Genomic DNA, 13345 nt, shown 5'->3' with positions numbered 1-13345 from the left:
TTGCTCTCCATCACTCCGCGCCCTCCTTCAAAGCCCTTTGGTAAAAATAGTTCCTGTGTGGCTCTGCTTCTGGAAAGGCAGCACAGAACAATGACAACGTTTCATCCAAAGAAGCGATGACAACCTCTTGCAATGACTTAAATTCCTGATAGTATTTCTCTAAAAATTGTTTTCTTTCTTGGAAGTCATTCATTCCGCACCCTCCAATAACTCAGGATTATCGTAAATGTTGCCGATGATCTCCGTCGTATAAATTTCATTACTTTTGTATAACTCTTGAAGAGTTCCCTTGCGATCGGTTAGTATGCCGCGCTTGATGCAAAGGACTCCATCAATTTTTTCAAGCCAGTAGTTACGATAAATTTCTTTCATCTTAAAACCGCTTCCCTCAAAAACAATTTGCATAAATCGTATATTTTCACCCTCATCATTAAAAGCGAACTTGACGACATCCCCCTCATAAATCTCCTGGGCGTTCTTATCCTTCAATCCGGTGTATTGTCTAACCTTTACCCTTGGATGAGCTAAATGCTCATGAAAAAGCTGTTTAATACTCTCCCAGTTATACATTTGTTCAGCATCTAAATCCCATGCCTGAAATTTAATCTCTCTCATTCCGTCGCCTCCCATCATTTCACCCTTTGCATTCAGGACATTCTTTGTACTCACTCAGCGCCCTCCTTATCTTCTTCCGTTGTCCTCTTAAATAATTGAGCCGATACAAGAATTTCTTTAAAATGTGACATTGCATGATCCCATCCGCTATAATGTCGAGGAGAATATGAGCGTTGGATGTTTTCACGTGCAGCCTCCATTTCATTGAATCCTTTGATAATTTTTTTGATATTTTGATTGTCGTCCAGTGATTGGATAGCTGCTTCCAGATAGACTGCATGATCAAGAGTTTCTTCAAGCGCATGCTGCAACCAGCCGCGCAGGTCATAGGCACTAACTTGGACGGGCTGGCCGTACTTGGCAAGCCCCTTTTCTTGTTGTGCGTTTAGTTTGCTGATAACGCCTGAAATGATCGGGTTGTCAATGTGGTTCATCAATATCCCTCCTGCTGCCGTTGATGATTGACGGCGTTTTTGTCCATGTATGCAGCTTCGATTTGTTCAGGCGTGAACCCAAGTGTTTCCCCTAATGCGTTAAATAAAGAAAATAGATTTTCATAATTATAATGAGCTAATTCGTTATCTATTATTGTTGTGCATATCACTTCATCATTTAGATATACAATTGCATTGAATACATCCATAAAGGCATGTACACCCGTTCCTTTTGTGGTAGTTCGTTTAAGCTCGTCAACAGATTCATTATTTTTTAAGTATCCAATCCGGTTCCCGATACTCAAGATAAAATGCAGGCAGTCCACGTATTCCTCAAGTAGAGGGTTTCCGCCTTTTCTGAAAGCACCATTAGGAGAAGTTTCTAACGGGTGCTTTGTTCTCGGCTCCCGGTCATTACTCCAATGCTTAAAGCCGCGCCATTCATTTGCACACTCGGCCAGCTTCACCTGTAAAGCGAGAATGAGGTTTGGCAGCAAGTCCTGACCTTCCAGCCCCTTTTCTTTGATGATCCGTTCATCAAGCGCCTTCTGCATTTCGAACATTTTTTCAAGATTCATTTCGCATCCTCCTGAATATCTTTTTTGATCACTTTTAAAGCGAATGAAGCCATATCTTTCACGTCTACTTTCTGCAAACAATTTCTACTTTCTGTATCGCACACTGGTATTTTTATGGCTATGTTGGATTGTTCATAGATTTTATACGAGTAAGTTTTACTATTGCATACTGCACATGGCTTTTTTTCTGATGATAAGACGCTATCTATTTTCACGCTATTTCCTCCTCAACGCCCATGCTGCAGCCGCATTTCGGGCAGCGTGCATGTGGACGGATTTTTATATCTAATTCGTTGTGACCACATTCAGGGCAGCTGTATTCGATCATGCTCATCTTTCCTTTTGTAATAAAGATTTAACAGAAATTCACTCTCCCATTTGTTACTATTAAACTAGTCAAGTATGTTTGGAGGTAAGTTTTTGGACTACATAAGATTTGTTCTTGAAAAACCACTGGCTGGAATTTTATTCAGTGTTTTAGCAGCTGCAGCCATTCTTTATTGTTTAACTCACTTTCCTTATGGGGCTTTATAAAAAGTCCCTATTCCCCTATTCCTGGCAGAACCGCAATTGCAAAGAATAAAACCAAAACCATCGCCCCAATGAGCCAACCGTTTGTCTTGTCTCTTTTTGCAATAATTGCGTCATTGCCTATCATTTTCAGATCATCAGCCTGAGCAACGATCATAGGCACTTCCTCGACATTAACCTTTAAGTGTTCCGCCGCCTCATAAACTGTCATCGCTTCGTCTTTTGTGGCTTTGACTGCCCGCTGAAGCTCAACTTGTAAAGGAATCATTCTGCATCCTCCTCCATGTCATAAACCTCAACCGGTGGCATTTCGCCAAGCCTGCTGAACGTGTGCTTTCTTTGCTCCATGAGACATTTATCAAAAACAGCCGTACTGTGCTTATTGATTATTTTGATTAAATCCTTACCAACGCTCTCGAAAAATTTCAACGTGTCCTCTTTGTCGATTGTCATCTGATAGATTTTAGAGGTCATCGGAATTTTAAGAACCTGTAGTCCAGTTGTTACCTCTGATACGTTAATATGATCAAACGATGGAATAGCGCAGAAACGATATTTTCCTACTTGAATTTCATGACCAACCGCCGGCTTCCATTTGCTATCCTCTGGCTTACGTGTATTACTAAGGGCTAGATAGAACTTCTTCACTTTTTTGTCTACTGTAATTTTCATTTCACATCACCCTCCAATTCATTTTGAGCAACTGTTATCGCAAAATTGAGATTGGTAATGATCTTCTCTAATGCCTGTTTGTATCGCTTCCTATCACCGCTTAGTTGCTGAATGTCCTTTTGAGCCTGCCGGAATTGATGGACCGTTACTTCCTGCTGGCGCTTGTTTTCCTCAATGATTTCCTGCTGCTTAACAGACAGCTCCGCTTGCTCTATAAGCCAAGCAATGTCATTCTGCGGAATGTATGTCAGTTTTTTCAGACGTTCAATTCTCTCTTTCATGCCGTTCCTCCCCCGCAGGGGAAAGCCCCTGCTATTTGAATTTGTGGCCGATCCTGTAATCTAAACGAGACAGACCGCCCTTAATTGTTTGAATGATTGTTTCACCGTGTTCTGGGGCTTCAAGGACATGTGCAGTGCCCTCGTTCCCATCTAAAATAAGAATCTGTATTTTGCCCGGCTTAATTGCCTGTTCAATTGTTATATCTTTGCTTAAATTAATTTCTCTTGGGTTGTACATTCTTAGCGCCCCCTGTGCTATGATAGAAGTACCAGTTCGTATCAGAGCATCGGGGCTTACGCTTCGGTGCTTTTTTTGTGTTTAATAGTGATCCGGTTTCCATCCGGCCATCGTGAATGCCGGCGATGGTTTCAGATCCTCCCGGTAAACGATCGGATGCTTTTTCACGTATTCGGCCAGCTGTTCCGGCGTCATCTTCCATTCTTCAACCGGTCCTGGCTTGTAAGGATTGATGCTTTGCTGTTCCATGGTATCTGCCTCCTCCATTGATTTTGGGTATCTCTGTGCCGCCGAGCTTCTTGCAATCAGAACCCATTCGGCTGGCGCATGCCTTAAACTGAGAGCAACGTGTCATACAGGCCATGAGCTTATCTTCTTCCTGAACCCACAACGGCCGATCGTCTGCGATTACCACGTTTAGCAGTGGACTTTCCCGCCTTTCTTTTGAGTTTTTTCAGCTCGTCCAGCTCGATGAAGCCAAGTGACTTATCCAGAGCCAGCACCTTGAGTGGCGTATCGTAAATCCGCTCATACAACTTGCGCTTGATGGAGAATTCCTTTGTTTCCACGCCCTTGATGTCAATGATCTCGATGCTGCCGTCCAAGTTATGAACCTCAAAGTCTGCAATATATTCAATCTTCCGAAAAGTTTTGCCGTTCTTTTTGAATGCTTCTTGTAGCAGGAACCGTGGCTGCATCTTAAAATCTTTGATCTGCTTGCTCACCTTGAGCCATTTCAGTTGCTCATAGTATTTGGCTTCGGCCCGGCTATCGAACGTGATGCCGTCCACCTGTGTTTTTCTGGCGCCGTACTTATTTGCTGGCATGTGATGCCTCCCGAAGCTTATTCTTTTGTTTCCTAATCTCTAGTTCGTTCATGCCGCAATCTACACAATATTCATAGTCAGGCATCTGCAAATGATCTTCACCCGGCATGGTGCAGTAACTCATTTCCATGTGCTTATGTTCACAGGATTCTTGACGTTTTTTCTGTTCTAGCTCTCTGACAACCGAGCAGTATACTCTTTCGTGCAACCTCGCTCCGTGCTTTGTCATCAGCCGCTTTCCACAATGTTCACACTGATAAAGTATCTGATTCTCTAAAACTTTCATTCCGTCGCCTCCATCTCTGACTATTACCTTATCGGCCCGTTTCCCCGTGCCGTCGTTACCTCCCGTCAATCTGTTCCCAATGCTGAATCTGCTTTTCTTTTGCTGGCGCCGTCAGTATGATGGCCGGCAGCAGGATCACCGCTTTAAGCACTGCGCATCAGCTCCATTTGTCTGATCTTTTCTTCAAGCACCCGGATAGCCGGTGTTAGGTCCTTGCCGCTCTTTTGTTCAGCAGGCCCGAACAAATACATTCCTTCGGATCCTTTAACGTTCGTTTTCTCGTTCAATCCCAATCACCCAATCTATGATTTAATTCCATCCGGTTGCCCTGAATGATCACCGTGTAATACTTGCACATCTGGTAAATCCGTGACCCGAGCGCCTCGTCAACGTCCAGCAGATCGTCCGTTGTGAGCTCAGAAGAGATCAGCAGAGGTTTATGGTTCAGATAGCGATAATTCACAACTGACTGAATCTGTTCGACTTGCCATTCGGTTGCCCTTGGCTTCCCGTCAACTGGCTTGAATAGGTCATCAATGAACAACACATCTGCTTTTCTCATGGCGTTCAGCTTTGTTTCCAGCTGGTCAAAGTCAGTTTTCAGATCACTCATGCCCTCAACGTAAGGGAAGTACAGACAATGAGTCGATTTCTTCTTAATGAGATTGTTCATGATGGCAGTTAACAGATGGGTTTTGCCGCTACCTGGCTGTCCCAGCAGAGCAATGCTATTGGCACGCTCTCCCTTGATCTTTTCAAAGTCTTTGAAGTATTCGACCGCACATTCATAGGCATCTTTGATCATTTGGGGCTTACCGTTTAATTTGAAGTTGCCGAACAACAGTTTTTCGAACTTTTCTGTAATGCCGCTGGCTGCCATAAGCTTCGCTATTTTCTTTTGTTTCACACACTCACATTGTTTGGAATACGTCGTTTTCCATTCCCGAGCCTTATCCGGCGTGCAAACCTTTCCCGCAAGATAATCTTCTTCAAGAACCATTTCATCAAGTGATAGGCTGTCCAATGGCTTGTGTTCTTTTCTCAACCGCAGCTCAGTGTCTTTGTGGATGCGGTAGATCACAACGCCGCGATCCTTGCACTCAGAGCATTCATACTCAACCTTTTCTTCTGATGCGGCCTGTTCTGTTTCCCAAGAACGCGATCTTGCTTGAAGCCCCTTCATCATTGTTTGGAACGCTGTGTCTATGCTGACTGCTTTGTTTATTGCCATACTGTTGTTTCTCCTTTCTCTTTTGGCTTAATGGATTGGACAGGATTGCCTCAATGTAGCTCAAGCCAACGTTGCTGCCTTTATTTCTGAAAGCCTTTTTCATTGCCTCTATGACCTTCTCTTCGCCGTAATCATCCACCATGTAGCCGATTCTTTGCGCTTCGATGGTACCAATAGAACGAGCGACCTTATTTTCAAATAGCTCAAAAGCATTTTTCATTTTTGGATCAACCTCCTGCGTTTCTTGGGGTAATAGTGTCGGTTCGGGAACTGGCTTTTCAGATGGTTTCCGCTCCGATACAGACGTTTCAAACGAGACCAGCCTGTATTGCCCTGCTTTCCTGCCCTGAGGCTTATATTCGATTCTTTTAAGATCAATCAGCATCTTTCGGTGTTTGATCAACGTGTTTTCAGAAATCTCAATCTTTGCTTGCAGAGTAGTATTTGAAGTTGTGAACCACTCCCGCCACCCTGCCTTGTTGTTGATGTGCAAAAGATGAAACCATAATGCTTGAGTTGTAGCAGACAACGGATTCGTTTCTAGCCAATTCATGAAGCCGTTTATTTCTTTCAGGTAGTTCATGGCTCACCTACTTCCTTTCGCACAATGCTGTCATTCCGCTGATGCGGACTAAACGTAAATCAGGTTCATTTGTTCTGAGATAGCCTTCGACATAAGCACGGAACAGCTGCGCGCGATTCGGCGCCCCTTCCGTCAGCCACTTGTAACAGAAGGGGATGCCGACCTTAATGGAAATGGGAGGTCATCTTTGCTGATGTCTACAGGCTTACCGTCAAAAGGATCAGCAGCCTGCGCACTTGGTTTTTCATTTGGCTGTTCAGGCTCACTCAAAAGCTGATTTCCGCCTAAATCTAAAACATTATCGTCATATACGGATTGAGCTTCTGCTGTTACATCCTTCCGAACCGTCTCATCTTGTGCAACTTGTTGCTGAATTTCTATGCTGATCGGAAGGTATTTCCACATTCTCCGAATGACTGTTTTCTTTGCCATTTCTTCATAGTCTGTTTGCCAAGGTCCGTTATCACTTGCTTTGCTTCGTTTGCGTGTTTTTTCAATATCTTCTTTGCTGAACACCTCGAATTGATAACCGCCATCTTTGAAGTGAGCAACTGCATAAACATGTGTTATCTCACCTCTTTGTCCTGTAGCCGGCTTATGAACCAGCTTAGGATGCAAGCCCAGTTCGTAGTCGAATTTATCTGATTCGTAAACGGCATGAGCATAGATGCTTTCGATATGTCCTGATCGTCTTGCAAGGTCAATCATTCCTTTGTATCCTATGATGAATTGCACATCGCGCCTTTTTTCTTTGTTATTCCAGAAAGGAACAAAGTAACAATGACCAATTAGACCAGGCTCTAGTCCTAATTGAGCTGACTGCATAACTGCTCCTAGAAGAGACGGAACACTACATTCTAAAAGTGCCGGGTTAGTGCGTATTGTCGTTAATGCAATACGCGCCAAGCGATCTGGCTTAATGTGATCTGGCAATGCTTTTTGGATCTCCGGTGCCATTTTTTCTAGATATGCCGTTATAGTTTGAGCTGGTGTCGGCGGCTTCTCAGTAGGCGCGCCGCCTGCTCTGTTTTGCAGTTTATTTCTGATATCCTCGTTTTTAGCCATTGTCTTTTAACTCCTTCACATTGAATCGTCTATGAGTCGATACTTTATTGAATTTTTCAAAGAGCTCAGGGTGTTCAGCAGCAAATGCTTTTGTATCAAAACGGTTTGTCGTAACGGTTTTCCAAGTAACAAGCGCTTTTTCAGCATTGCCTACCTCATACTCCCCGAGCATCCCTTTTAATTGGTTTTCAGCTTCTTTGAGCCTTTCTTTGGCTTCTTTCTCCTTATCCTTAGCTGATTTGTATTGCTCAATGAGCTTATTTGCCGACAGAGGAAGCTCTGTTTCATCTTCGAACCCTACAGGGTACATATGCGTTAAAAGCTCGGCAGAAGCCTCAGAACCATCAAACATAGGAGGGATCTCATTCTCAACATGGTTTTTCCAAAAGTCCTGTTCAATTTGAATCAGGTATGCAATGAGCTCTTCGTCTCGTTCAACCTTTTTATAAACGAACTTGTTGCCGCCAATCAGAACAGCGATCCACCAAGCGCTCAACCCGGTAACAGCCATATAATGCTGACATTGGACCAGATACGCGTCCGGCACCTCCTCGCCGTCCCATTCACCTTTCAAGTATTCTGATGCTGTTTTGCATTCCAGTCCTGCTCGTTCGCCAACTACTAATCTATCAACGTTCGCAAGCATAAACGGGTAATCAGGATGCTGTAAGATTGCTTTCCGCCGCCGCACCTTCTTTCCAGTCCTCTTTGAAAATTCCCGGGCAACGGTTTCTTCGTGAATATGCCCCCAATATGCCGCCTCACTGGTTATATGCTCTTGAGGTGCCTGTCCGAGCTTATCCAGATAAACTGACATTGGCGTTTTCCACTTACTCAGCCCAGCAATTGCCGCAGCATCGGAACCCCCGATGCCAGCACGCCGAGCCTCAAGCCATTGATCCTCCGTCATGTTGTCCGTAGGCATGTAAACCTGTGCAAGCATCAGAGAATCCCTACCTTTCTCTTGTATGCTTCTGCACCAAGCCGCTGCCATTCCCGGTAGTGATCCATAGAAGGGAAACTAAACTGCGCTTTACCGGTTTTGGCGAATACAATTGAACCGCCGACCTGTCTCAAACGTTGCTGATCCTCCGCACGCTCGCTGAATTCCACTTTTACTGCTTTAGCCATGTATAAAACCTCCATTGATTTTCTTGAGGCTATCTGGTAGAATATTGTTATATGAGTTTTCAAATAGCCTTTAATTAAGTCCACTTGCCAGAGTGGGCTTTTTTATTGCTCATTTTTAAATTCAAAACCAAGATGCTCCTTTAAGTACCGCTCAAGGTTTTCTCTCAAGATGACTTCACCCTCAGCGTTATCTATCACGTAATCATCGACTGGCGTAACTTCATCCCCGAAAAAATCCTTTTGCGTTTCCGGCTCAGTCAGCCTGTCGTGCCAGTTGTTCAGAATCATTGGGTTTTCGACGCTCATCGCACATACCTACTTATCACTGCCAAATTGATTCCACGCTGTTGCATTTTCAGAACAGTTTCATGTAATCGTCCTTTATTTTCCATACGGCTGATATCCTCAGAAAGAACTTTGATGCTTCCAGCTAGACTCATAGCCTCTTCGTAATCTCCATCACGCAAAGCCTCTAACAACATGATTGAAAGCTCTTCCGCTGAGTTAATTTTTCTTGTAGCTGACTCTACATCTGCCTTTAAAAATTGATTGGTTTTCATACTAATACCGCCTTTCTTTCTTCTTGTTTTGACATTGCAACCTGATCCATTAACGCTTTGCGCGTCCACCTGTCAGCCAATTCAGGCATCTTCAAACCGTAGTTCCGAACTAGTGAGTAAATGAGTGTTTTGTTTGCTGGTATCAAATCAAAAATTTGCTTGATTTCATTCATCGGTAGTTCTCCGGTTCTGCCTGGCCGGTCATTTGCCAACCATCGTGCAAGATGCCTTGTAGCTTGTAATGCTTCTTCAAGTTGATGAATCATATTGATAACCGCGCTGCTTGCGCTCTCATTTAATGCCGGATCAATAGGCGCCGCTGCTGTCGGATGAAGCTTAAACAAGAAATGTACGAGATCAATATGTTCATAGGCTCCGCAAGTTTCAAACCACTTGATACACAGATCAGGCGTAAGAGGAAAAATACCGTTTTCCACATTGGAGACATACGATTGATCTCTATTCCCAATCACCTTGCCAATTTGATACTGCGACAATCCTGCCCTTTTGCGTTCTCGCCTGAGAATGCTTGGTAAATTGTCCATATTGTATGGATTGTTCGACATATGTTTGCCCCCTGATATATTTAGTTTTAACTGGTAAAATTTAAATAATGAAGGAACTAGCTGGCTTGCTGTTTTTTCAGCTTATTGATGATGAAGGCTTGTCCCTTCGGAGTGATGCGCATTGTCAGCCAGGATTTCGGCGTCCCGTTTACTTGGCGCACCCCCTGTGCGATCTCAAAGAAACCTCGCTCAATGTATTCCTGGTATGGCTCATTCTTTTTGGCCATGATCATCTTCCATTCGCGCAGCTTCTGAAACAGTCGCTTTTCACCAATCATGATGCCGTTTTTCGAAGCAAGCTTTGCCAGTTCTCTCACAAGCAATGATTTTTCAGCCGCCATGCAACTCTGTGCAAAGTTGACCAATGGTTCCTGAATTTTCACTGTTTGTTCAAGTCTCTGCCGTTCTTCCTCTTCGCTGATCCATCGCTTTGCCCGGCTAACTGGATCTTCGATCATGTAGGACGGTTCATTTAATTGTTGAATGTAATCTTTCATTCTCTTGAACTCGTTGATAAATCTAATTTTCATTTTCATGGCTTCTGGCGTTACATAGGCCATGACAACCAATGTGAATGCATCTTCTGTTAAATTGTATTTGCGATATTCTCGGCCGCGCCCATTCTCATAAGTTGACTCCGCAAAGTTGTGGAGTGAGAATTCCTTTTCGCCGGCTTGTTGAATTTTTTCAATTTGAACTTCAATGTCTCGCAGAACTGTGTCGTGACGTTTTCCGAATACATCAGCCACTGTCAGGCTGTCAGTTACGGCTTGGTTGCCTTCAATAAAAACAATTTGATTCATGCTGTTACCTCCTTGCTTGTCCACCAAAAAAAGGTGAAGCAGAATATTAAGCGTGAAGCCTTAATTCTTTTTTAGAAGTGAAGTACGGCTCAAGAGCTTTACGGAAACACTCTTCTCTGTCCATCGTTCCGTAATATTCTTTGCCCATCTTGATGTTTGTTGTTTTTTTCTTAGTTTGTTTCGCCATGTGATCACCTCACGTCAGTGTATTCGTGTTGGACGGTTGGACTAACCATATTTTCACTCCCTATGCTGTGTGGGATTTTTGTTTCGTTTTGTGGCAATCCTCTTCAAAAAAAAGGTCTGGGAACAACTTTTCAGCCTTTTCGTTGAAGTGATTTGACATTTTAACCATTAGCTTAACACCTGGGTTTCTGTCTCCAATCTCCATTGCCGATAAGTATTGTCGAGAAATTCCTAGCTTTTTAGAAACTAAAGACTGAGAGCCTTCTCTTTTTCTTAAAGCTGTTAGTAGCTGCCGACTATTTATTTTACTCATTTGATTCACACCTCCGTTTGCCACATATCGTAACAAGTTGTTGACTTCATTCTAATGCAACAAATTGTGGCTGTCAATAATTTTCGGCTCATTTTGTTGCAAATATATTTTTGCTACAATGTGTGGCGTATAATAATAGTGGTTGTTCATAGTGAAAGTAGGTGATTTTATGCTTGGTAAAAGAATAACTTCTTTGAGAAAACAAGATGGACTAACACAAGAAGGTTTAGCTAAAAAGCTAAATATTACACGATCTGCTTTATCGCAATATGAATTAGGTACCCGAGAACCTAATTATGATCTTCTTATAAAGATTGCTGATTATTTCGATGTTTCAATCGACTTCTTACTTAGAGGCGAAAACAAAGAGACTCAAGATAAAATCTTCAACGAAGAAGCAAGAAAGATTCTTGAAGATCCTGATACTCTGATAGCTGCTGCTGACGGGAAAATAACAGCTTCAATTTTAGAGGCAGCTCAAAGAATTATTGCTGATCAACTAAAATCAGGTAGACAACCCGGAGATATAAAAAACGGAAACAAAAAATAATTACACATAATAATCTCTTTATCTTTATTTATTATTATTGTTTTGTTTAGTTTAATTAATACTGAACACTTCGCCGCAAAATTTGAGGTAAACTATTCAGCTGAAACCATTTCAATCTCAAAAATTGAGGTGATGCGTGAGGTTGTTTCTACATTCAACCTCAAATTTTGAGGTGATCAATTAAGCTAATTCACCAACTTCACCCTCGGGAATTTTATGAATCTATTAACATTTTTGGGGAAATCCTCTTGAATTTTTGTCAGTTTTAACCGATTATTAATAGGTATTCTAATTTATGAACTGGGGGAATTAGGTTGAAAAAGTTTTTCGTTTTATTCATGTCTTTAGGGCTATCACTTGCGTTAGCAGCATGTAGCTCGACAGACGATGTCTCTACAGGGAGTAGTGATTCAAAAGACAAAAAAACTGAAGAGACTAAAGATGACGGCTCTAAAAAATTCGATGCGAGCAAACAATCTGCTGAAGCTCTTGGAATGAAGGTTAATCTAGGCGATATAAAGATCATGAAAGACAAGATAAACGTTGGAATAAACATTGAGAATACTACTGACAAGGTTCTTAATTTTTATCCAGATCAAGGAAATGCAGTTATTGGCAGCATGCAGTTATCGGCAAACATGTTCTTGACTGATGGAGAAGTTGGCGGTGAAGTTCAAGGCGGCGTTAAACAAGAAGGAGTTCTTGAGTTTTCAGCTCCTGACGGAAAAGAAATTGATGTTAATAGCGTTAAAGAAATCAAATTGAACTTCGGTGATGTTACAACTGATGACTTCATGAATAATAAAGCAGTAACAATCAAAGTACCAGTTAAGTAAGGAGAATTGAAATGAAAAGAACAACTGAATTTGTTTTAGGTCTGATTGGTGGAATTTTTGGATTTATTGGAGCCTTTTTGGCGTTAATCATTGGTGGTCTTGACGCCTCTTTTAACTCATCTGGCACAAGTGAAATCATCGGTTTAGGTTGGGGCGCTATCTTCCTCTCCATCCTTGGTATTGTTGCTTCTGTAATTGTTAGAAAGAAAGGAAAGCTAGGTGGAATTTTACTCATAATTTCCGGTGTCGGTGGCATAATTTGTATTTCTTTATTCTACTTACTTCCTGCTGTACTTCTTATTATCCCTGGTATCATGGGACTCGTTAGAAAAGACAAATCTCAGACAACAGCAGCGTAACGAAGAGCCCTTCAAAGGGCTTTTCTTTCACACCAAAATAAGAACGTACGTTTGCTTTTATATTTACCAATAGACAATTGGATTAATTCACAGCTATGAAAGAAGGATTTTTTCCTATAATAACAATACAATCAATCGTTTCAGGGGGTATGACATCTTGAGGTATACGAACAGTCATTTAGAAGATTGGATTGAACAGTTATATAGAGACATCAACATTACAAGGCCAGAGGAAATTAATTTTGATCGCATTGCGGAAGCACTGGACATCTTAATTGCTTACAATCCAGATACGAGCTTTGCTTTGCGATTCAATGGCATGTATACAATTATTTTAGATTCACGAAAGACACGACAGGAACAGTGGCTGGATTTTGCTCATGAAGTTTGCCACGATTTTAGACACATGAACGATGATAAGATCATGCCCGCTTCGTGGAAACGTTATTTAGAGTACCAGGCCAATTATTTTGCTTATCACTTTTGTATACCTACTTTCATGCTCCGAATAATTGACATCCCCCGTAATCAATACGTCGCAGCTCAAGTTATTGCCGATGCCTTCAAGGTACCAGAGTCATTTGCGATGACCCGCATCAATATGTACTTCAATAAAAAACGACTCATCATATAAAAAAAGAGCCTCTAAAGGGCTCTTGGTTTGCGACCGGTATGCATCTCATTTGAAATATGGTTTCGA

At 42.2% G+C, this 13345-nt stretch carries 28 protein-coding genes; 4 read left to right on the top strand and 24 right to left on the bottom strand.

What is annotated here, in order from left to right:
• Nucleotides 1–10 precede the first annotated feature (10 nt).
• From BTW01_RS12215 to BTW01_RS12110, 24 genes are all read right to left on the bottom strand, one after another.
• Complete coding sequence (locus BTW01_RS12215) at nucleotides 11–193, bottom strand: hypothetical protein (protein ID WP_162103242.1); 183 nt, start codon at nucleotides 191–193, stop codon at nucleotides 11–13.
• Nucleotides 190–669 carry a YopX family protein gene (locus BTW01_RS12210; RefSeq protein WP_238391421.1) on the bottom strand — a complete coding sequence of 160 codons (480 nt, stop codon included), beginning with the start codon at nucleotides 667–669 and terminating at the stop codon, nucleotides 190–192. The genes BTW01_RS12215 and BTW01_RS12210 overlap by 4 nt, the downstream gene beginning before the upstream one ends.
• A complete protein-coding gene (locus BTW01_RS12205) occupies nucleotides 666–1049 on the bottom strand; it encodes a hypothetical protein (protein ID WP_162103241.1) in 384 nt (127 codons plus the stop codon). The genes BTW01_RS12210 and BTW01_RS12205 overlap by 4 nt, the downstream gene beginning before the upstream one ends.
• A complete protein-coding gene (locus BTW01_RS12200) occupies nucleotides 1049–1627 on the bottom strand; it encodes a dUTP diphosphatase (protein ID WP_162103240.1) in 579 nt (192 codons plus the stop codon). Before BTW01_RS12200 ends, BTW01_RS12205 begins: the two co-directional genes overlap by 1 nt.
• The gene (locus BTW01_RS12195; RefSeq protein WP_162103239.1) at nucleotides 1624–1842 is read right to left on the bottom strand and encodes a hypothetical protein; all 219 of its coding nucleotides are present in this window, start codon (nucleotides 1840–1842) and stop codon (nucleotides 1624–1626) included. The genes BTW01_RS12200 and BTW01_RS12195 overlap by 4 nt, the downstream gene beginning before the upstream one ends.
• 326 nt (nucleotides 1843–2168) lie before the next feature.
• A complete protein-coding gene (locus BTW01_RS12190) occupies nucleotides 2169–2426 on the bottom strand; it encodes a hypothetical protein (protein ID WP_162103238.1) in 258 nt (85 codons plus the stop codon).
• On the bottom strand, nucleotides 2423–2830 hold the full coding sequence (locus BTW01_RS12185) for a hypothetical protein (RefSeq protein ID WP_162103237.1): 408 nt from the start codon (nucleotides 2828–2830) through the stop codon (nucleotides 2423–2425). Before BTW01_RS12185 ends, BTW01_RS12190 begins: the two co-directional genes overlap by 4 nt.
• Nucleotides 2827–3111, bottom strand: coding sequence for a hypothetical protein (locus tag BTW01_RS12180; RefSeq protein ID WP_162103236.1), 285 nt, complete (start codon nucleotides 3109–3111; stop codon nucleotides 2827–2829). Before BTW01_RS12180 ends, BTW01_RS12185 begins: the two co-directional genes overlap by 4 nt.
• Nucleotides 3112–3142: 31 nt before the next feature.
• A complete protein-coding gene (locus BTW01_RS12175; RefSeq protein WP_162103235.1) occupies nucleotides 3143–3349 on the bottom strand; it encodes an XtrA/YqaO family protein in 207 nt (68 codons plus the stop codon).
• An 81-nt stretch (nucleotides 3350–3430) separates the two neighbouring features.
• Nucleotides 3431–3598, bottom strand: coding sequence for a hypothetical protein (locus tag BTW01_RS18300; RefSeq protein WP_017697393.1), 168 nt, complete (start codon nucleotides 3596–3598; stop codon nucleotides 3431–3433).
• 119 nt (nucleotides 3599–3717) lie between these two features.
• Nucleotides 3718–4176, bottom strand: a complete 459-nt coding sequence (locus BTW01_RS12170; protein ID WP_162103234.1) for a DUF1064 domain-containing protein — start codon at nucleotides 4174–4176, stop codon at nucleotides 3718–3720.
• The gene (locus BTW01_RS12165; RefSeq protein WP_162103233.1) at nucleotides 4163–4462 is read right to left on the bottom strand and encodes a hypothetical protein; all 300 of its coding nucleotides are present in this window, start codon (nucleotides 4460–4462) and stop codon (nucleotides 4163–4165) included. The genes BTW01_RS12170 and BTW01_RS12165 overlap by 14 nt, the downstream gene beginning before the upstream one ends.
• Before the next feature lie 143 nt (nucleotides 4463–4605).
• Complete coding sequence (locus BTW01_RS12160; protein WP_162103218.1) at nucleotides 4606–4749, bottom strand: hypothetical protein; 144 nt, start codon at nucleotides 4747–4749, stop codon at nucleotides 4606–4608.
• Entirely contained in the window at nucleotides 4746–5693 is a 948-nt protein-coding gene (locus tag BTW01_RS12155) for an ATP-binding protein (protein WP_162103232.1), read from the bottom strand. The genes BTW01_RS12160 and BTW01_RS12155 overlap by 4 nt, the downstream gene beginning before the upstream one ends.
• Nucleotides 5578–6276, bottom strand: a complete 699-nt coding sequence (locus BTW01_RS12150; protein ID WP_162103231.1) for a DnaD domain protein — start codon at nucleotides 6274–6276, stop codon at nucleotides 5578–5580. Before BTW01_RS12150 ends, BTW01_RS12155 begins: the two co-directional genes overlap by 116 nt.
• Nucleotides 6277–6408: 132 nt before the next feature.
• Entirely contained in the window at nucleotides 6409–7341 is a 933-nt protein-coding gene (gene recT / locus BTW01_RS12145) for a recombination protein RecT (RefSeq protein ID WP_162103230.1), read from the bottom strand.
• On the bottom strand, nucleotides 7334–8284 hold the full coding sequence (locus BTW01_RS12140) for a YqaJ viral recombinase family protein (protein WP_162103229.1): 951 nt from the start codon (nucleotides 8282–8284) through the stop codon (nucleotides 7334–7336). Before BTW01_RS12140 ends, recT begins: the two co-directional genes overlap by 8 nt.
• Entirely contained in the window at nucleotides 8284–8472 is a 189-nt protein-coding gene (locus BTW01_RS12135) for a hypothetical protein (RefSeq protein WP_162103228.1), read from the bottom strand. The genes BTW01_RS12140 and BTW01_RS12135 overlap by 1 nt, the downstream gene beginning before the upstream one ends.
• A 102-nt stretch (nucleotides 8473–8574) precedes the next feature.
• Entirely contained in the window at nucleotides 8575–8778 is a 204-nt protein-coding gene (locus tag BTW01_RS12130) for a YqaI family protein (protein ID WP_162103227.1), read from the bottom strand.
• Nucleotides 8775–9032, bottom strand: coding sequence for a YqaH family protein (locus BTW01_RS12125; protein ID WP_162103226.1), 258 nt, complete (start codon nucleotides 9030–9032; stop codon nucleotides 8775–8777). The genes BTW01_RS12130 and BTW01_RS12125 overlap by 4 nt, the downstream gene beginning before the upstream one ends.
• Nucleotides 9029–9598, bottom strand: a complete 570-nt coding sequence (locus BTW01_RS12120; protein ID WP_162103225.1) for a helix-turn-helix domain-containing protein — start codon at nucleotides 9596–9598, stop codon at nucleotides 9029–9031. The genes BTW01_RS12125 and BTW01_RS12120 overlap by 4 nt, the downstream gene beginning before the upstream one ends.
• Before the next feature lie 56 nt (nucleotides 9599–9654).
• Nucleotides 9655–10401: a Rha family transcriptional regulator gene (locus tag BTW01_RS12115; protein ID WP_162103224.1), complete on the bottom strand. Its 747-nt coding sequence runs from the start codon at nucleotides 10399–10401 to the stop codon at nucleotides 9655–9657.
• Nucleotides 10402–10447: 46 nt separating this feature from the next.
• The gene (locus tag BTW01_RS18295) at nucleotides 10448–10588 is read right to left on the bottom strand and encodes a hypothetical protein (protein WP_017696669.1); all 141 of its coding nucleotides are present in this window, start codon (nucleotides 10586–10588) and stop codon (nucleotides 10448–10450) included.
• Nucleotides 10589–10648: 60 nt separating this feature from the next.
• Nucleotides 10649–10900, bottom strand: a complete 252-nt coding sequence (locus BTW01_RS12110; RefSeq protein WP_162103223.1) for a helix-turn-helix transcriptional regulator — start codon at nucleotides 10898–10900, stop codon at nucleotides 10649–10651.
• A 151-nt stretch (nucleotides 10901–11051) separates the two neighbouring features.
• On the opposite strand from BTW01_RS12110, the gene BTW01_RS12105 reads away from it, so the two are divergent.
• From BTW01_RS12105 to BTW01_RS12090, 4 genes are all read left to right on the top strand, one after another.
• Nucleotides 11052–11450, top strand: coding sequence for a helix-turn-helix domain-containing protein (locus tag BTW01_RS12105; RefSeq protein WP_419724070.1), 399 nt, complete (start codon nucleotides 11052–11054; stop codon nucleotides 11448–11450).
• Nucleotides 11451–11764: 314 nt separating this feature from the next.
• The gene (locus BTW01_RS12100) at nucleotides 11765–12286 is read left to right on the top strand and encodes a hypothetical protein (RefSeq protein WP_162103222.1); all 522 of its coding nucleotides are present in this window, start codon (nucleotides 11765–11767) and stop codon (nucleotides 12284–12286) included.
• 11 nt (nucleotides 12287–12297) lie between these two features.
• Nucleotides 12298–12645, top strand: coding sequence for a DUF4064 domain-containing protein (locus tag BTW01_RS12095; RefSeq protein ID WP_162103221.1), 348 nt, complete (start codon nucleotides 12298–12300; stop codon nucleotides 12643–12645).
• A gap of 157 nt (nucleotides 12646–12802) precedes the next feature.
• Nucleotides 12803–13279: an ImmA/IrrE family metallo-endopeptidase gene (locus BTW01_RS12090; RefSeq protein WP_162103220.1), complete on the top strand. Its 477-nt coding sequence runs from the start codon at nucleotides 12803–12805 to the stop codon at nucleotides 13277–13279.
• Nucleotides 13280–13345 lie beyond the last annotated feature (66 nt).

Origin of the sequence: Bacillus sp. SKDU12 (assembly GCF_010093085.1) — a bacterium.
Classification (GTDB): Bacteria; Bacillota; Bacilli; order Bacillales; family Bacillaceae; genus Bacillus; species Bacillus mexicanus.
The sequence above is the reverse complement of the archived record's forward strand: the minus strand, read 5'-3'. Positions and strand labels throughout refer to the sequence as shown.